Below are 15,995 nucleotides of genomic sequence, written 5' to 3' on the forward strand. Positions count from 1 at the left end.
CGAGTGATCGAAAACAATGGACGCATGACCACACGTGCCCGTTCCTTCGACGCGGCGGCCGCTTCCTACGCCGCCCACCGCCCCAGCTACCCCCCGGCCCTCTTCGACGCCGTCGAGTCCCTCACCGGGCGGCCGCTCGCCGGGGCCCGGGTGGCCGACGTAGGAGCCGGGACCGGGATCGCCACCACGCTCCTGCACGAGCGCGGGGCCGAGGTCGTCGCCGTGGAGCCCGGGGACGGGATGGCCGCCCAGTTCCGCCGCGCCCACCCCGGGATCCCGATCGTGCGCGGCGACGGCGACCGGCTGCCGCTGGCCACCGACTCCGTCGACCTGATCACCTACGCCCAGGCCTGGCACTGGACCGACCCGGCCCGCTCCGTGCCCGAGGCCCGGCGGGCGCTGCGGCCCGGCGGAGCGCTCGCGCTCTGGTGGAACGACGCGGACGCCACGGTGCCGTGGATCGCCGAACAGGAGGAGCGGCTCCGGGTCTTCTTCGGGGTCGAGGAAGAGACCCACCGCACGCTGCCGGAGGGGCTCGGCGCGTTCGCCACCCGCTCGGTGACGTGGACCCGGCGCATCACGCTGGACGACCACCTCGCCAACCTCGCCAGCCACTCCGCCTTCCTGGTCCTGGGCGAGGACCGCACCCGTGAGTACTTCGCGGGGGAGCGGGAACTGCTGAGCCCGCTCTTCCCGGACGGCACCGTCGAGGAGCAGTACGTCGTGAGCCTCAACGTCGCCGTGGTGTGAGGGACCGCAGCACCTCCGCCCGGCAGGCCGACGGCGTCCCCCAGGCGTCGCGCAAGGGGCGGGCCTTGCGCAGCCACAGCGACAGGTCCAGCTCCTCGGTGTAGCCCACCGCACCGTGGAGCTGGAGCGCCGTCATCGCCGCCCGGTACGACGCCTCGCCGGCCGCCAGCTTCGCCGCCGCCACCTCGCCCGGCCCCGGCGACAGCGCCGCCGCCCACACCAGCGGGCGCGCGAACTCCAGGTCGAGCAGGGTGTCCGCCAGCCGGTGCTTGACCGCCTGGAAGCTCCCGATCGGCGTCCCGAACTGCGTGCGCTGCTTCGCGTACTCCACCGTCCTGGCCAGCAGCGACTCGCCGACGCCCAGGCACTGGGCGGCCGTCAGCAGCCGGGCCAGGCGTCCGGCCACCTCGGCCGCCCTGGCCACCGCCGGGCCCGCCGCCAGCAGCTCACCGCCGCCGGCCGGCGGCAGGGACAGCCGGCGCGCGGGGTCCGTCGACCCGAGGATCTCCCCGGGGCCGGCCGCCAGCCGCAGTTCGCCGGCCTCCGACACGGTGAAGCAGTACGTCGCCGCGTCCGCGTCCAGGGCGTACGGGCTCCCGCCCGGCAGGGTCAGCGTGGCCGACGCCTCGCCCCGCGCCAGCCCCGGCAGGAACCGCTCGGCGAGCCCCTCGTCCGCCAGCTCCGTCAGCAGCACCGCCGCCGCGGCGCTCTCCACCACCGGCCCCGGCACCCCGGCCCGGCCCAACTCCACGAAGCCGAGCGACAGTTCCAGCGGGAGCGGGCCCACCCCCTCGTAGGCCTCGGGCACGGCCAGCGCGAGGAGACCCGTTTCCGCGAGCCGGGCCCACAGCGCCCGCCCGGGCCCGGCGTCGCGGTCCGCCCAGGCCCGTACCGCCGCCGGGACCCGCGCCGAGCCGAGCAGGGAGCGCACCGTACGGGCGAAGTCCGACTGCTCGTCGGTCAGCAGGAAGCGCATCAGCGGCGGCCCTTCGGGAGGCCGAGCAGCCGCTCGGCGATGATGTCGCGCTGGATCTCGTTCGTCCCGGCGTAGATCGGCCCCGCCAGGGAGAACACCCACGGCTCGGCCCACTCGCCCTCCGCCAGCTCCGCGTCCGCGCCCAGCAGGTCCAGGGCCGTCTCGTGCAGGGCGATGTCGTACTGCGACCAGAACACCTTGTTCAGGCTGGACTCGGCGCCGATCGTCTCGCCCGCCGCGAAGCGGGAGGCGTTCGCCCAGGTGAACAGCTCGTACGCGCGCGCCCCCACCACCGCGTCCGCCACCCGGTCCCGCAGCGCGCCGTCGGACGGGTCGCCCTGCGCGTGCCACAGCCCGACCAGCCGGTCCGCCGCCGCCAGGAACCGGCCGGGGGAGCGCAGGGTCAGCCCGCGCTCGTTGCCGGTCGTCGACATGGCGATCCGCCAGCCCTGCCCCGGCTCTCCGATCACGTCCCGGTCCGGTACGAAGACCTCGTCCAGGAACAGCTCCGCGAAGGCCGGCTTGCCGTCGAGCCGGCCGATGGGCCGCACCGTCACTCCCGGCGCCCGCAGGTCGAACATCAGGTACGTCAGGCCCTGGTGCGGCTTGGGGGTGTCCGGGTCGCTGCGGAAGATTCCGAAGGCGCGGTCCGCGAAGGCCGCCCGCGAGGACCAGGTCTTCTGCCCGGACAGCAGCCAGCCGCCCTCGGTGCGGACCGCCAGCGACGTCAGCGAGGCCAGGTCGGAGCCCGACTCGGGCTCCGACCAGGCCTGCGCCCAGATCACCTCGCCGCTCGCCATCGACGGCAGCACCCGCGCGCGCTGCTCCGCGCTCGCGTGGTCGAAGAGGGTGGGGGCGAGGAGGTTGATGCCGTTCTGGGAGACCCGGCCGGGGGCGCCCGCCGCCCAGTACTCCTCCTCGAAGACCAGCCACCTGACGAGGTCCACGCCCCGGCCCCCGTACTCCTCGGGCCACGACACCACCGACCAGCGGTCCGCGTGCAGCCGCGCCTCCCACTCCCGGTGCGCCGCGAAGCCCTCGGCGCTCTCCAGGGAGGGCAGCGGCCGGGCCGGGACGTGGGCGCGCAGCCAGTCCCGTGCCTCGGCCCGGAAGGCCTCCACGTCCGCCGTGTGCGTGAGTTCCATCAGGTGTTCGCCTCCTTCAGGGCGGCGATGTCGACGCCGCCGAGCGAGTCCGCCGCGGTCTCCGCGTTGTGCGCGTGGGCCAGGTGGTGCAGGCCGAACACCGAGTCCATGCCGGTGTGCAGGCCTTGGAGGTCCTCGGCCTGGTTGACGGCCCGCTTGGTCAGCGCCAGTCCGAAGGCGGGCATCCCGGCGATCCGCAGCGCCAGCCGCTCGGTCTCGGCCGCCAACTCCGAGTCCGGCACGACCCGGTTGACCATGCCGAGCTCGTAGGCGCGCCGGGCCGCCATCCGGTCGCCGGTGTAGAGGAACTCCTTCGCGATCCGCGGCGGCATCGCCCACGGGTGTGCGAAGTACTCGACGCCGGGGATGCCCATCCGTACGACCGGGTCCGCGAAGAAGGCGTCCTCGCTCGCCACGATCAGGTCGCAGACCCAGGCCAGCATCAGCCCGCCCGCCACACAGGCCCCCCGCACCGAGGCGATCACCGGCTTCGGCAGCTCCCGCCAGCGCCGGCACATCCCCAGGTACACCTCCGACTCGCGCGCGAAGCGGGACTCGGCGCCGGGCCGCCCGGTGTGGTCCCACCACAGGCCGGCCCGTCGCTCGAAGGGCAGGTGGGCGTCGCGTCCGGGGGTGCCGATGTCGTGGCCCGCGGAGAAGTGCTCGCCGGCCCCGGCGAGGACGACCACCTTCACCTCCGGGTCCTCGGCGGCCCGGTAGAAGGCGTCGTCCAGCGCGTACGTCATCGCACTGTTCTGGGCGTTGCGGTAGCGGGGGCGGTTCATGGTCACGTACGCGACCGGACCGCGGCGCTCGTGGAGCACGGGTGGGTCGTCGGGCGTGCGGTCGTCGGGCATGGGGCGTCCATCCTTCACGAGCAAGCTTCCCTAACAAGTGTTTGGTAGGTTAACGTACGGCCATGAGCAGCGTCGAGGAGTTCCGCATCGAGGTCCGGGGGTGGCTACGGGCCCACCTCACCGGCGAGTTCGCCGCCCTCAAGGGCCGCGGCGGACCCGGCCGCGAACACGAGGCCTTCGCCGAACGCCTCGCCTGGGAACGCCATATGGCCGCCCACGGCTGGACCTGCCTGGGCTGGCCCGTCGAGCACGGCGGCCGCGGCGCGTCCACCGCCGAACAGATCGCCTTCCACGAGGAGTACGCCCTCGCCGACGCACCCGCCCGCGTCGGCCACATCGGCGAACAGCTCCTCGGCCCCACCCTCATCGCCCACGGCGCCGAGGAACACAAGCGCCGCTTCCTCCCGCCGATCCGAGCCGTGGAGGAGCTGTGGTGCCAGGGCTACAGCGAACCCGGCGCCGGCTCCGACCTCGCCGCCGTCCGCACCCGCGCCACCCTCCGCGACGGACAGTGGATCGTCGACGGCCAGAAGACCTGGACCTCACTCGCCCACGCCGCCCGGTGGTGCTTCGTCCTCGCCCGCACCGAACCGGGCTCCCGCCGCCACCAGGGCCTGTCCTACCTCCTGGTCCCCATGGACCGGCCCGAGGTCGAGGTCCGGCCGATCACACAGCTCACCGGCACCTCCGAGTTCAACGAGGTCTTCTTCGACGGCGCCCGCACCGACGCCGCCCACATCGTCGGCGCCCCCGGCGACGGCTGGCGCATCGCCATGGCCACCCTCGGCTACGAGCGCGGCGTCTCCACCCTCGGCCAACAGGTCGGCTTCCGCCGCGAACTCGACGCCCTCACCGCCCTCGCCCGCGCCAACGGCGCCCTCGCCGACCCGCTGATCCGCGACCGCCTCGTCCAGGCCTGGATCGGCCTGGAGACCATGCGCGCCACCGCCCTCGCGCCGGACACCGCCCCGTCCACCGCCAAGCTCCACTGGTCCCGCTGGCACCGTGACCTCGGCGAACTCGCCATGGACGTCTGCGCCGCCCCCTCGCTGCTGGCCACCGGCGCGCACGGGGACCCGTACGACCTCGACGACTGGCAGCGGCTCTTCCTCTTCTCCCGCGCCGACACCATCTACGCGGGCTCGGACGAGATCCAGCGCACCCTCATCGCCGAGCGGATCCTCGGCCTTCCCAAGGAGGTACGGGCGTGAACACCCCCGACTACGTCCCCGGACACGGACTGCTGAAGGACCGCACCGCCGTCGTCACCGCCGCCGCCGGGGCCGGGATCGGCGGGGCCACCGCCCGCCGCCTCCTGGAGGAGGGCGCCCGCATCGTCATCGGCGACGCCCACGCCCGCCGCCTGAAGGAGACCGAGGAGGCGCTCGCCGCCGAGTTCGGCGCCGACCGCGTCACCTCCCTGCCCTGCGACGTCACCGACGAGGACCAGGTCCAAGCCCTCTTCGCGCTCGCCGAACACACCCACGGCCGCCTCGACATCGTCGTCAACAACGCCGGCCTCGGCGGCACCGCCGCCCTCGTCGACATGACCGACACCCAGTGGTCCCGCGTACTCGACGTCACCCTGAACGGCACCTTCCGCTGCACCCGCGCCGCCCTGCGCGCGTTCAAGGCGTCCGGAGCCGGCGGCGTCGTCGTCAACAACGCCTCCGTCATCGGCTGGCGCGCCCAGACCGGCCAGGCCCACTACGCCGCCGCCAAGGCCGGGGTGATGGCACTGACCCGCTGCGCGGCCCTGGAGGCCGCCGAGTTCGGCGTACGCGTCAACGCGGTCGCCCCGAGCCTGGCCATGCACCCGCACCTGGTGAAGGTCACCAGCGAGGAACTGCTGGCCGAACTGACCGCCCGCGAGGCCTTCGGCCGCTACGCCGAACCCTGGGAGGTCGCCAACGTCATCGTCTTCCTGGCCAGCGCCTACTCGTCGTACATGACCGGCGAGACGGTGTCGGTCAGCAGCCAGCACGCGTAGCCCGAGAATGGACGCGTGCCAACGAACAAGCCGACATCCCAGAAGAAGCCACAGGTGACGGCCTCCCCCGAACGGCGTCGGGAACTCCTCGACACCGCCGCCGAGGTCTTCGCCGCGCAGGGCTACAACGCCACCACCGTCCGCAAGATCGCCGACGCCGCCGGCATGCTCGCCGGCAGCCTCTACTACCACTTCGATTCCAAGGAATCGATGCTCGACGAGATCCTCTCGGCCTTCCTGACCGAACTGTGGGACGGGTACGACACCGTCCTCGCCGCGGGTCTGGGCCCCAGGGAGACCATCGAGGCCCTCGTCACCGAGTCCTTCCGGGAGATCGACCGGCACCGCGCCGCCGTCGCCATCTACCAGAAGGAGTCCCGCACCCTCTCCGCACAGCCCCGCTTCCACTACCTGTCCGACTCGCAGCAGAAGTTCGAGAAGGCCTGGCTGGGGACGCTGGAACGAGGGGTCGAGGCCCAGGTCTTCCGCGCCGACCTCGACATCCGCCTCACCTACCGCTTCGTGCGCGACACGGTGTGGGTGGCGGCCTCCTGGTACCGGCCGGGCGGACAGCACAGCCCCGAGGAGATCGCCCGCCAGTACCTGTCGATGGTGCTGGACGGGATCGCACTGCGCCCCACCTGACAGCCCCGACCGTCCGAGGAGTCCCGATGCCCGAGGCCTACATAGTCGAAGCGGTACGCACCCCCGTGGGGCGGCGGAACGGCGGCCTGGCCGCCGTCCACCCGGCCGACCTGGGCGCACACGTCCTGAAGGCACTGATCGAGCGGTCCGGGGCGGACCCGGCCGCCGTGGAGGACGTGGTGTTCGGCTGCCTCGACACGGTGGGGCCGCAGGCCGGTGACATCGCCCGGACCGCCTGGCTGGCGGCCGGCCTGCCCGAGGAGGTGCCCGGGGTCACCGTCGACCGCCAGTGCGGCTCCTCGCAGCAGGCCGTGCACTTCGCGGCGCAGGGCGTCCTGTCCGGCACCCAGGACCTGGTGGTCGCGGGCGGCACCCAGAACATGTCGATGATTCCCATCGCCTTCGCCTCCCGGCAGGCGGCGGAACCGCTCGGCCTCACCGAGGGCCCGTACGCGGGCTCGGCGGGCTGGCGGGCCCGGTACGGGGACGCCCCGGTGAACCAGTTCCACGGCGCGCAGCTCATCGCGAAGAAGTGGGGCATCAGCCGGCAGGACATGGAGGAGTTCGCGCTGCGCTCCCACCGGCGGGCGATCCGCGCCATCGACGAGGGCCGGTTCGCGCGCGAGACGGTGGCGTACGGGGACGTGGGCGTGGACGAGGGCCCGCGCCGGGACACGACCCTGGAGAAGATGGCCACCCTCAAGCCGGTGGTCGAGGGCGGCACCATCACGGCGGCCGTCTCCTCCCAGGTCTCGGACGGCGCGGCCGCGATGCTGATCGCCTCCGAGCGGGCGGTACGGGAACACGGCCTGCGCCCGCGCGCCCGCATCCACCACCTCTCGGTACGGGGCGAGGACCCCATCCGCATGCTGTCCGCGCCGATCCCGGCGACGGCGTACGCGCTGAAGAAGACCGGCATGTCCTTGGCCGACATCGACCTGGTGGAGATCAACGAGGCGTTCGCCCCGGTGGTGCTGGCCTGGCTGAAGGAGACCGGCGCCGATCCGGAGCGGGTCAACGTCAACGGCGGCGCGATCGCCCTGGGCCACCCGCTGGGCGCCACCGGGGTGAAGCTGATGACCACCCTCCTGCACGAACTGGAACGCACCGGAGGCCGCTACGGCCTCCAGACCATGTGCGAGGGCGGCGGCCAGGCCAACGTCACGATCATCGAGCGGCTGTAGCGGCTGTAGCGGCTGTAGCGGCTGTAGCGGCTGTAGCGGCTCCGGCGGCTCCGGCGGCGGGACCGTCTATTCGGGGAGCAGGGAGAAGCCCAGGAGCACGGCCGCCTCCACGCGCACCGAGCCCGGGGTGAGGGCGCCGTCGTCCTCGGGGTCCCCACCCGTGCGGCGGCCGTGGCTGTGGCCGCCCACCGACTCCGGGTCGACGTCCTCGATGTGGATGACCGGCCCCAGCCGCAGCCCGCACGCCTGCGCGTACACCTCGGCCTTGCGCCGGGCGGCCGCCACCGCCCGGCGCCGGGCCTCGTCGCGCATCGCGGGCTTGTCGTCCACCTCGAACCGCACGGCGTCGACGCGGTTCGCGCCGGCCGTGACCGCGTCCTCGATCAGCAGCTCCAGCCCGGACAGCTCCTCCGTCCGTACCGTGTACGTGGCCACGCAGGCGTAGCCGTGGAAGGTCCGGTCGGCGCCGTAGCCCCGGTACTGCGAGGTGAGCTGCAGCCGGGAGCCGGACACGTCGGAGTCCGGTACGCCGTGCTCGCGCAGGACGGCCCGCAGCCGGGTCACGGCCGTGCCCGCCTCGGCGAAGGCCGCCTTCGGGGTCGGGGCGAGAAGATCGACCGCCAGGTCCACGTGGGCGAGTCGGGGTTCGGCGGACACGCTGCCCGCGCCGAGCACACTGAGCCCCCAGGGCTCCTTGATCGCTGCCATTCCATGATCAAAGCAGCTGGCGCGGACGGCCGCCAGGGGCTTCCGCGGCCCCGGCCGGCTCGCCGGACCGACCCGAAGGGGTGAATCTTTTCGCCGAGGGCGGATCGGGCCGGCCGCCCGGGGGATCGTGCCGCGCGTGATCCGGAGGGCCCACGGCCCAAGGGGGGCAGGGCCTCCGGCCCGCCGACCACGCACATCGCACCCGGCCGGCCCACCGCGGCCCGTCCGTCGGAGGGCGCAGGTCACACCCTTCGCTCCGGGACTCCCCGCAGCGAGGTGTGCTAGCTTAGAGCTCGTTGCAGTTGTGGTACCCATGAACTTTATGTGCGCCTGACGGGAATGCTCCGCAGGCGCTTTTATTGTTTTGCCGGAATCTCCGGATGGGGCCCTTTGCCGCCTATTCAGGAGATTTAAAATGGCACTTGGCACCGTGAAGTGGTTCAACTCGGAAAAGGGCTTCGGCTTCATCGAGCAGGACGGTGGCGGCCCGGACGTCTTCGCCCACTACTCGAACATCGCCACCCAGGGCTTCCGTGAGCTCCAGGAGGGCCAGCGCGTGTCCTTCGACGTCACCCAGGGCCAGAAGGGCCCCCAGGCGGAGAACATCATCCCCGCCTAAGTTCTTCAGCATGCCGGGGTCCGCACCGCGAGGTGCGGGCCCCGGCTTGTCTGCTGTTTCGACCTTTGTTTTACCTGCCGGTTTCAGGAGGGCTTTCTCGCATGACCAGCTCCAGCTCCGCACGACCCAGCCGCCGCCCCACCCGGGGTCGAGGTGCGGCCCAGGGGCGTCCGAAGTCTGGCGCGGGACGGCAGAAGTCCGCGCCCGTCGCCCGGCCCCAGGAATTCACCATGCCCGAGCCGATCGCCCCGGCGCTGCCGCCGGTCGAGTCGTTCGGCGACATGGACATGCCCGAGGCGCTGCTGAAGACCCTCGCCGCCCAGGGCGTCACCGAGCCGTTCCCGATCCAGGCCGCGACCCTGCCGAACTCCCTCGCCGGCCGTGACCTGCTCGGCCGCGGCCGCACCGGCTCCGGCAAGACGCTGGCCTTCGGCCTGGCGCTGCTGGCCCGTACCGCCGGCCGCCGCGCGCAGCCGAAGGCGCCGCTCGCGCTGGTCCTCGTACCGACCCGTGAGCTCGCGCAGCAGGTCACCGACGCCCTGGCCCCGTACGCCACGGCCGTCAACCTGCGTATCGCCACCGTCGTCGGCGGCATGTCGATCAACCGGCAGTCCGGCGCCCTGCGCCGCGGCGCCGAGGTGCTCGTCGCCACGCCCGGCCGGCTGAAGGACCTCATCGACCGCGGTGACGCCGACCTCTCGCAGGTCTCGATCACCGTCCTCGACGAGGCCGACCAGATGACCGACATGGGCTTCATGCCGCAGGTCACGGCGCTCCTCAAGCAGGTCGAGGCCGGCGGCCAGCGGATGCTGTTCTCCGCGACGCTGGACAAGAACATCGACAAGCTCGTCAAGATGTTCCTGACCGACCCGGTCGGCCACTCCGTCGACCCGTCGGCCGGCGCGGTCACCACCATGGAGCACCACGTCCTGTACGTCATGGACGAGACCGACAAGAAGGCCGTGGCGACGCGTATAGCCGCTCGCGACGGCCGGGTGATCATGTTCGTCGACACCAAGCGCGGGGTCGACCGCATGGTCAAGAAGCTCCTCGCCGACGGCGTGCGCGCCTCCGGCCTGCACGGCGGCCGCTCCCAGCCGCAGCGCAACCGCACGCTCGACTGGTTCAAGACGGGCGAGGTCACCGCGCTGGTCGCCACGAACGTCGCGGCGCGCGGCATCCACATCGACGACCTCGACCTCGTCGTCAACGTGGACCCGCCCACCGACCACAAGGACTACCTGCACCGTGGCGGCCGTACCGCTCGTGCCGGTGAGTCCGGCAGCGTGGTCACCCTGGTGCTCCCCGACCAGAAGCGGGACATGACCCGGCTGATGTCGGACGCCGGGATCTCCCCGCGCACCGCGCAGATCAAGTCCTCCGACGAGGAGCTGGCCCGACTGACCGGCGCCAAGGAGCCCTCGGGCATCCCGGTGGTGTTGGAGGTTCCGCAGCCGACCGCGCCCAAGCAGCGCTCCGGCTCCGGTTCGGGCTCCGGCGCGCGCCGCCGCTCGGGCGGCGGGCCGCGCACGGGTTCCGCGACGGGCGGCGCTCCGGCGGCCGGCGGTCGCGGCCGTCGTAGCGGTGGAGGTGCCTCCTCCGGGCAGGCCCCGGCGGCTTCCGGTTCGGGCCAGGCCCGGCGCGGCGGCCAGGGCGGCGGCGCGGCGGCCGGTGGCTCCGGCGAGCGCGGCCGACGCGGCACCGGTGGCAGTGGTGGCGGCGCCGCCGCGGCCTCCGCGCGCAGCCGGGTCGGCTCCGGCGGCCAGGGCCGGCGCCGGGCGGTCTGACCCACCCCGGACACGCACACGACGACGCCGGGCGGCGCGGGAAGCACCGCCCGGCGTCGTGCTGTCCGCTACCGGACCGCCCGCTACCGGACCATCCGGTCCTGCAGCTTCGCGAGCGTCCGCAGGTCCAGGCCGAGGCCCTGCGTCAGATAGCCGTAGAAGCCGCCGTAGTCGGCCTCCATCTGCGCCGTCGCCGAGTCCAGGTAGTCCTGGCGGACCTCCTGGAGCGGGATCAGCAGGTCCGGGTTCTGCATCCGGCCCGACTGCTCGAGGCCCGCCCGCACCTGGGCGTCGTAGGCGGCGCGGAAGGTGTTCGACGCCAGGTAGTCGCGCTCCGCGGTGTCCTCGGGGACGGCGAGGGCGCGCAGCAGGACGTAACTCATCCAGCCGGTCCGGTCCTTGCCGGACGTGCAGTGGTACAGGACCGGGCCCTGCCGGCCGTCGGCGATCTCCCGCAGGGTCGCCGCGAACTGCGCCCGGTTCTCGGGGCTGCTCACGAAGGTGCGGTAGATGTCGCGCATGTAGGCCTCGGCGCGGCCGCCACCGAGCATCTGCTCCTGGACGACGGGATCGCCGCTGCCGATCGCGCCGACGAGGGTTCCGTAGAGGCCGAGGTCGCTGACGGGGCGCGAGGTGGGGGAGAGGCCGGCGGGCAGCCGGTCGGCGCCGTCGTACTGGAGCTCCATCGGAATGCGGAAATCGACGACCTTCTTGAGGCCGAGACCGGCGACGGTGGTGACGTCGGCTGCGGTCAGCTTGCTCAGCGCGTCGGAGCGGTAGACCAGTCCCTGGCGGACCTGACCGCCGGTCCAGGTGCGGTAGCCGCCGACGTCCCGGAGGTTGACGGCGCCCTGGAGGGGAATCTGGCGAATCGTTTCAGCTCGTGTCTGGTACTGGTGGTGCCGGGCGCTGACCCCGGCTCCGGGTGCCGCCGCCGCGTACGCGGAGGCGGGCAGGATTCCGACGGCGAGAGCGGCGGCGGCCGCCGCGGTCGCCAGGCGGATACGGGCACGGCTCATAGGGGCGACTCCTGTGACGGAGAAGGGGGATCACCCTGGTGGTGGCAGGGTGCGGAGCGAGTGCAGTGCTTCGAGTGCTTCGATTGCCTGTTGTGCTTCGGCCATGACGCGGGAGACGAGCTCCGCGCAGGACGGAAGATCGTCGATCACCCCCGCGACCTGGCCCGATGCCATGACGCCGAGGTCCGTACGGCCCTCGACCATGGACGCCTTGAGGAGCATGGGGGTGTTCGCGGCGAGCAGGACCTGGCTCCAGGAGAGGTCCTTGCCGTGTTTCATCGCGAGCCCGTCGCGGACCATCTGCGACCAGCTCAGGCCGGACAGCTTCCGGAAGCCGGCCGCGTGTCGCACCGCCCGGACCAGCGCCCGGGTACGGCCCGCCCGTTCCAGCGAGTCGACCAGCTCCGTACGGAGCATGCGGTGCGGCAGCCCGTCGACGGCCGTGGTGACGGTGACGTCCTTGACCGTGGCCTTCAGATACTCGGCCTTCACGGCGTCCGGGACGGTCGAGTCCGAGGTCAGCAGGAAGCGGGTGCCCATGGCGATGCCCGCGGCCCCGTACGACAGGGCCGCGACCAGGCCGCGCCCGTCGCTGAAGCCCCCCGCGGCGATCACCGGGATGTCCACGGCGTCCACGACCTGCGGCAGCAGCACCGTCGTGGCCACGTCCCCCGTGTGACCCCCGCCCTCGCCGCCCTGCACGATCACCGCGTCGGCCCCCCAGGCGGCCACCTTCTCGGCGTGCCGCCTGGCCCCGATCGACGGGATGACGACCACACCCGCGTCCTTGAGCCGCCCGATCAGCTCCTTGGAGGGCGCGAGCGCGAACGAGGCGACCCGCACCCCCTCGTCGATGATCAGCTGCGCCCGCTCGGCCGCGTCCCCGGCGTCCGCCCGCAGATTGACCCCGAACGGAGTCCCCTCGGGCGTACGGGCCTTCACCTCGCGGACCGCCGCACGCAGCTGCTCCAGCGTCATCGTGGCCGAGGCCAGGATGCCCAACGCCCCCGCGCCGGCCGCGCCCGAGACCAGCCGGGGCCCGGCGACCCAGCCCATGCCCGTCTGCACGACGGGGTGCTCGACCCCGACCAGCTCGGTGAAGGCCGTCCGTATCGTCATCGTCCGCCCCATCGCCTCAGACCCGCACTTCCCGGTCGCGCAACCCCTTGGGGTCGATCACCTCACGGATCAGCCGCAGCTCCTCGGCGGTCGGCTCGCGGGTGAACGGGACCTCGCCCGTGACCGCCGGCTCGAAGCCGGTCGCCGCCAGGACGTCCTCGACGGTGACGCCCGGATGCACGGAAGCCAGCCGCATCGCATGACCGGGCCCGGCGAAGTCGAACACCCCGAGATCGCTGACCACCCGGGGCAGGCGGTGGAAGCGGGTCACCCCGGCCGCCTCCGCCCGGTCGTAGCCGACCCCGCTGACCATGTCGACGCGCTCGACGAACACCCGCTTCGAATGCTTGGGCACCCAGTAACTCACCGGGTTGTTGAGGGTGTTGACGGGTGCGCCGCGCACCCCGAGGAGCTGGCGCGAGGGCCGCTCCCAGTCGCCGATGCAGGAGATGTTCTGGTTGCCGAACCGGTCGATCTGGCTCGCGCCCATCATCACGTGCCGCCGGCCGCCGGTGACCATCGTCAGATGGCGCCGGTACGGGAGCCAGCCCTCGGCCGTACCGTCCAGCCCGACGAGCATCGCCTCGCCGTCGGTCAGCAGCAGGTCGGGGGAGAAGGTCCGCTTGGCGAGCCGGGCCCCGAAGGAGGGGATCAGGCCCATCGGACTGGCCAGCACCTCGCCGTTGTCGCGCCAGGCCTCGGCGCAGGCGATCACGCAGTACTCGGCGCGGGAGACGGTGCGGGGGGCGGTGGTGGTGTCGGTGGTCGTCACTGCTGCTCCTCGTGCCAGGTCCGGACGGCCAGTTGGTAGTCGTGCTCGCTCGACCCGGACAGGAAACGGGCCGAGAACTCGTCCCAGGGGGTGGCCGCGTACAGCTTCTGGAAGGCCTCGTCGCGGTCGTGGTCGGGGACGCAGGAGGTGAAGTGCGCGCCGTTCGGGGTCTCCACGACCCCGGTCACGGAGTGCCGGCTGACGAGCAGGGACTGCGGGGGACCGGACTTGGCGAGCTCGGCGGTCTCGACGAGCTGCTCGCAGGAGACGTAGGCGGCGTCGGCGGCCTCGCAGAACAGGTCGTCGAAGTACGGGTCCGGGCCCAGGTACTGGGCGTTGCCGAGGCGGTCGGCGCGGTTGAGGTGGACCAGGGCGGCGTCCATGCGCAGGGCCGGGACGGCGACGAGCTCCTCGCCGTCGTCGTAGGGGGAGGTGACCGTACGCAGCTCCGGGTTGACCCGCATCACGTCGGAGCCGAGGCCGGCCCGGACCGGGAGGAAGGGGAGCCGGTTGGCGGCGGCGTGCAGGCCCCACATGAACATGGCCTCGTCGAGCTCGGTGAGGGTGAAGGCGGCGCGCTCGCGGGCGGCCCGGAAGTGGGGCTCCAGCGGGATCGAGTCGAGGGTGGCGAAGGGGGCCACCAGCCTGCGGATGCGGCCGGCGGCGGCCAACAGGCCGACGTCGGGGCCGCCGTAGGAGATCACGGTCAGATCGGTGATCTCGGAGCGGAGCAGCGCTCGCACCAGGGCCATGGGCTTGCGCCGGGACCCCCAGCCGCCGATCCCGAGGGTCATTCCGCTGCGCAGCTGCCCGACCACCTCTTCGGGGGTCATGACCTTGTCCGTCCTGCCGCTCACGCGCTCTCTCCCTTCCCGAAGGTGTCGCGGACCCGGTCGGCCACCCCGCTGAGGTTGGCCTCGAAGGTGAAGCCCTGCTCGAAGCGGTAGCTGCGGCGCACGTCCACGGGGTCGATCCCGTTGATGGCCGCCTTCGCCAGCCGGATCAGGTAGCCGTCCTTCTTCGCCATCTCGGCGGCCAGCTCCAGGGCGGCCGCGCGCAGCTCCGCGCGCGGCACCACCCGCCAGACCGAGCCGTGGGCGTGCAGCTCGGCGGCGGTCGCGGTGCGCGAGGTGTAGTACAGCGTGCGCATCAGGTGTTGCGGGACCAGCCGGGCCAGGTGGGTGGCGGCGCCGAGCGCGCCCCGGTCCAGCTCGGGCAGCCCGAAGGTGGCGTCCTCGGAGGCGACGATCGCGTCGGCGTTCCCGACGAGCCCGATGCCGCCGCCCAGGCAGAACCCGTTCACGGCCGCCACGACCGGCACCTCGCACTCGTAGACGGCGGCGAAGGCCTCGTAGCAGCCCCGGTTGGCGCCGACGAGCGCGGTGTGTCCGGTGTCGCGCTGCATCTCCTTGATGTCGACGCCGGCGTTGAAGCCGCGGCCCTCGGCGGCGAGCACGACGCACCGGATCTCGGGGTCGCGGCCGGCCGCCCGCAGGGCGTCGGCGAGGTCGTACCAGCCCTGCACCGGAAGCGCGTTGACGGGCGGGAAGTCGACTGTGACGAGTGCGATGCCCTTCTCGGGGCTTGAGGTGGAGACACCCATGAGCGGATCAGCTACCTTTCCACCAAACATTTGTTAGGTGAGGAAGGTAGCAGCCTATGGAGCTCGACGGGAGGGTTGTCGTCGTCACCGGAGGAACCCGGGGCGTCGGCGCCGGAATCGCCCGGTCGTTCCTCGCGGCCGGCGCGGACGTGGTCGTCTGCGCCCGGCGGCCCCCGGAGGAGACGGTGTCGGCGGACGGCCGGAAGGCCACCTTCACCCCGGTCGACCTACGCGACCCGGCCGCCGTCCAGGACTTCTTCGGCGCGGTCGCGAACCGGTACGGGCGACTCGACTGCCTGGTCAACAACGCGGGCGGCACCCCGTACCGGCTGCTGGGCGAGGGCGAGGCACAGCGTCACGCGCGGGTCGTCGAACTCAACCTGCTCGCCCCGCTGACCGCCTCCCTCGCCGCCCACCCCTGGCTGCGCGCGGCCCGGGGCTCGGTGGTCATGATCGGCAGCGTCAGTGGAACCCGCCCCTCACCCGGGACGGCCGCGTACGGCGCCGCCAAGGCGGGGCTGGAGAACCTGGCCCGGTCCATGGCCGTCGAATGGGCCCCCGACGTACGGGTCAACTCGGTGGTCCTCGGCATGGTGCGGACGGAACTGTCCCACCTGCACTACGGCGACGAGGCCGGCATCGCGGCGGTCGGCGCCACCGTCCCGCTGGGGCGCCTGGCCGAACCCTCGGACGTGGGGGAGGCGGCGGTGTTCCTGGCCTCGGACCGGGCGGCGTACGTGAGCGGGGCGAGCCTGCTCGTGCACGGGGGCGGGGAGCGCCCGGCGTTCTTGGATGCGGCAACTGTCAACAAGGAGAACTGA

The 15,995-nt window shown here is 72.8% G+C and carries 17 protein-coding genes; 8 read left to right on the forward strand and 9 right to left on the reverse strand.

From position 1 onward, the window contains the following. Positions 1–24: 24 nt before the first annotated feature. Entirely contained in the window at positions 25–750 is a 726-nt protein-coding gene (locus ACWG52_RS27565; RefSeq protein ID WP_389808658.1) for a class I SAM-dependent methyltransferase, read from the forward strand. Here ACWG52_RS27565 and ACWG52_RS27570 read toward each other — a convergent pair. Genes ACWG52_RS27570 through ACWG52_RS27580 form a run of 3 tightly spaced genes read right to left on the reverse strand, consistent with a single transcriptional unit; the run spans position 731 to position 3,728 of the window. After that, complete coding sequence (locus ACWG52_RS27570; RefSeq protein ID WP_453126227.1) at positions 731–1,726, reverse strand: acyl-CoA dehydrogenase family protein; 996 nt, start codon at positions 1,724–1,726, stop codon at positions 731–733. The genes ACWG52_RS27565 and ACWG52_RS27570 overlap by 20 nt on opposite strands. Next, positions 1,726–2,871 (reverse strand): acyl-CoA dehydrogenase family protein, encoded by a 1,146-nt coding sequence (locus ACWG52_RS27575; protein WP_453126229.1) that lies wholly within the window; start codon positions 2,869–2,871, stop codon positions 1,726–1,728. The genes ACWG52_RS27570 and ACWG52_RS27575 overlap by 1 nt, the downstream gene beginning before the upstream one ends. Then, on the reverse strand, positions 2,871–3,728 hold the full coding sequence (locus tag ACWG52_RS27580; RefSeq protein WP_389808666.1) for an enoyl-CoA hydratase: 858 nt from the start codon (positions 3,726–3,728) through the stop codon (positions 2,871–2,873). The genes ACWG52_RS27575 and ACWG52_RS27580 overlap by 1 nt, the downstream gene beginning before the upstream one ends. A 62-nt stretch (positions 3,729–3,790) precedes the next feature. Between ACWG52_RS27580 and ACWG52_RS27585 the strand changes: the two genes are divergently transcribed. From ACWG52_RS27585 to ACWG52_RS27600, 4 genes are read left to right on the forward strand one after another with little or no spacing between them, the layout of a single operon-like run. Continuing rightward, complete coding sequence (locus tag ACWG52_RS27585; protein WP_453126231.1) at positions 3,791–4,939, forward strand: acyl-CoA dehydrogenase family protein; 1,149 nt, start codon at positions 3,791–3,793, stop codon at positions 4,937–4,939. Next, complete coding sequence (locus tag ACWG52_RS27590) at positions 4,936–5,718, forward strand: SDR family oxidoreductase (protein WP_389808672.1); 783 nt, start codon at positions 4,936–4,938, stop codon at positions 5,716–5,718. Before ACWG52_RS27585 ends, ACWG52_RS27590 begins: the two co-directional genes overlap by 4 nt. A gap of 15 nt (positions 5,719–5,733) precedes the next feature. Next, positions 5,734–6,363, forward strand: a complete 630-nt coding sequence (locus tag ACWG52_RS27595; RefSeq protein ID WP_161293438.1) for a TetR/AcrR family transcriptional regulator — start codon at positions 5,734–5,736, stop codon at positions 6,361–6,363. Between the two features lie 26 nt (positions 6,364–6,389). Beyond that, positions 6,390–7,547, forward strand: a complete 1,158-nt coding sequence (locus ACWG52_RS27600) for an acetyl-CoA C-acetyltransferase (protein WP_161293436.1) — start codon at positions 6,390–6,392, stop codon at positions 7,545–7,547. Positions 7,548–7,613: 66 nt separating this feature from the next. On the opposite strand, the gene ACWG52_RS27605 is transcribed toward ACWG52_RS27600, so the two are convergent. Beyond that, positions 7,614–8,255, reverse strand: a complete 642-nt coding sequence (locus ACWG52_RS27605; protein ID WP_389808676.1) for an SIMPL domain-containing protein — start codon at positions 8,253–8,255, stop codon at positions 7,614–7,616. 415 nt (positions 8,256–8,670) lie between these two features. On the opposite strand from ACWG52_RS27605, the gene ACWG52_RS27610 reads away from it, so the two are divergent. Beyond that, positions 8,671–8,874: a cold-shock protein gene (locus ACWG52_RS27610; protein ID WP_030010141.1), complete on the forward strand. Its 204-nt coding sequence runs from the start codon at positions 8,671–8,673 to the stop codon at positions 8,872–8,874. A gap of 101 nt (positions 8,875–8,975) precedes the next feature. Further along, positions 8,976–10,661 (forward strand): DEAD/DEAH box helicase, encoded by a 1,686-nt coding sequence (locus ACWG52_RS27615; RefSeq protein WP_389808679.1) that lies wholly within the window; start codon positions 8,976–8,978, stop codon positions 10,659–10,661. 83 nt (positions 10,662–10,744) lie between these two features. Here ACWG52_RS27615 and ACWG52_RS27620 read toward each other — a convergent pair whose 3' ends face one another. The 5 genes from ACWG52_RS27620 to ACWG52_RS27640 are packed head-to-tail and all read right to left on the reverse strand — an operon-like array spanning position 10,745 to position 15,174. Continuing rightward, entirely contained in the window at positions 10,745–11,680 is a 936-nt protein-coding gene (locus ACWG52_RS27620) for a tyrosine-protein phosphatase (protein WP_390167990.1), read from the reverse strand. A gap of 30 nt (positions 11,681–11,710) precedes the next feature. Further along, a complete protein-coding gene (locus ACWG52_RS27625; protein WP_389809103.1) occupies positions 11,711–12,793 on the reverse strand; it encodes an NAD(P)H-dependent flavin oxidoreductase in 1,083 nt (360 codons plus the stop codon). A gap of 22 nt (positions 12,794–12,815) precedes the next feature. Next, the gene (locus ACWG52_RS27630) at positions 12,816–13,571 is read right to left on the reverse strand and encodes a CoA-transferase subunit beta (RefSeq protein WP_389808685.1); all 756 of its coding nucleotides are present in this window, start codon (positions 13,569–13,571) and stop codon (positions 12,816–12,818) included. Beyond that, on the reverse strand, positions 13,568–14,404 hold the full coding sequence (locus ACWG52_RS27635) for a CoA transferase subunit A (protein WP_389809105.1): 837 nt from the start codon (positions 14,402–14,404) through the stop codon (positions 13,568–13,570). The genes ACWG52_RS27630 and ACWG52_RS27635 overlap by 4 nt, the downstream gene beginning before the upstream one ends. Before the next feature lie 20 nt (positions 14,405–14,424). Then, positions 14,425–15,174 (reverse strand): enoyl-CoA hydratase family protein, encoded by a 750-nt coding sequence (locus tag ACWG52_RS27640; RefSeq protein WP_389808688.1) that lies wholly within the window; start codon positions 15,172–15,174, stop codon positions 14,425–14,427. 56 nt (positions 15,175–15,230) lie between these two features. On the opposite strand from ACWG52_RS27640, the gene ACWG52_RS27645 reads away from it, so the two are divergent. Next, positions 15,231–15,995: an SDR family oxidoreductase gene (locus tag ACWG52_RS27645; protein ID WP_389808690.1), complete on the forward strand. Its 765-nt coding sequence runs from the start codon at positions 15,231–15,233 to the stop codon at positions 15,993–15,995.

This window comes from Streptomyces sp. CLCI03 (assembly GCF_053615355.1).

What these genes read in the sequence shown, in the direction of transcription:
- ACWG52_RS27565 (WP_389808658.1), top strand. Translation starts at nt 25, where the DNA reads ATGACCACACGTGCCCGTTCCTTCGACGCGGCGGCCGCTTCCTACGCC.
- ACWG52_RS27610 (WP_030010141.1), top strand. Translation starts at nt 8,671, where the DNA reads ATGGCACTTGGCACCGTGAAGTGGTTCAACTCGGAAAAGGGCTTCGGC.
- ACWG52_RS27570 (WP_453126227.1), bottom strand. Translation starts at nt 1,726, where the DNA reads ATGCGCTTCCTGCTGACCGACGAGCAGTCGGACTTCGCCCGTACGGTG.
- ACWG52_RS27600 (WP_161293436.1), top strand. Translation starts at nt 6,390, where the DNA reads ATGCCCGAGGCCTACATAGTCGAAGCGGTACGCACCCCCGTGGGGCGG.
- ACWG52_RS27620 (WP_390167990.1), bottom strand. Translation starts at nt 11,680, where the DNA reads ATGAGCCGTGCCCGTATCCGCCTGGCGACCGCGGCGGCCGCCGCCGCT.
- ACWG52_RS27585 (WP_453126231.1), top strand. Translation starts at nt 3,791, where the DNA reads ATGAGCAGCGTCGAGGAGTTCCGCATCGAGGTCCGGGGGTGGCTACGG.
- ACWG52_RS27605 (WP_389808676.1), bottom strand. Translation starts at nt 8,255, where the DNA reads ATGGCAGCGATCAAGGAGCCCTGGGGGCTCAGTGTGCTCGGCGCGGGC.
- ACWG52_RS27645 (WP_389808690.1), top strand. Translation starts at nt 15,231, where the DNA reads ATGGAGCTCGACGGGAGGGTTGTCGTCGTCACCGGAGGAACCCGGGGC.
- ACWG52_RS27615 (WP_389808679.1), top strand. Translation starts at nt 8,976, where the DNA reads ATGACCAGCTCCAGCTCCGCACGACCCAGCCGCCGCCCCACCCGGGGT.
- ACWG52_RS27635 (WP_389809105.1), bottom strand. Translation starts at nt 14,404, where the DNA reads ATGACCCCCGAAGAGGTGGTCGGGCAGCTGCGCAGCGGAATGACCCTC.
- ACWG52_RS27640 (WP_389808688.1), bottom strand. Translation starts at nt 15,174, where the DNA reads ATGGGTGTCTCCACCTCAAGCCCCGAGAAGGGCATCGCACTCGTCACA.
- ACWG52_RS27575 (WP_453126229.1), bottom strand. Translation starts at nt 2,871, where the DNA reads ATGGAACTCACGCACACGGCGGACGTGGAGGCCTTCCGGGCCGAGGCA.
- ACWG52_RS27580 (WP_389808666.1), bottom strand. Translation starts at nt 3,728, where the DNA reads ATGCCCGACGACCGCACGCCCGACGACCCACCCGTGCTCCACGAGCGC.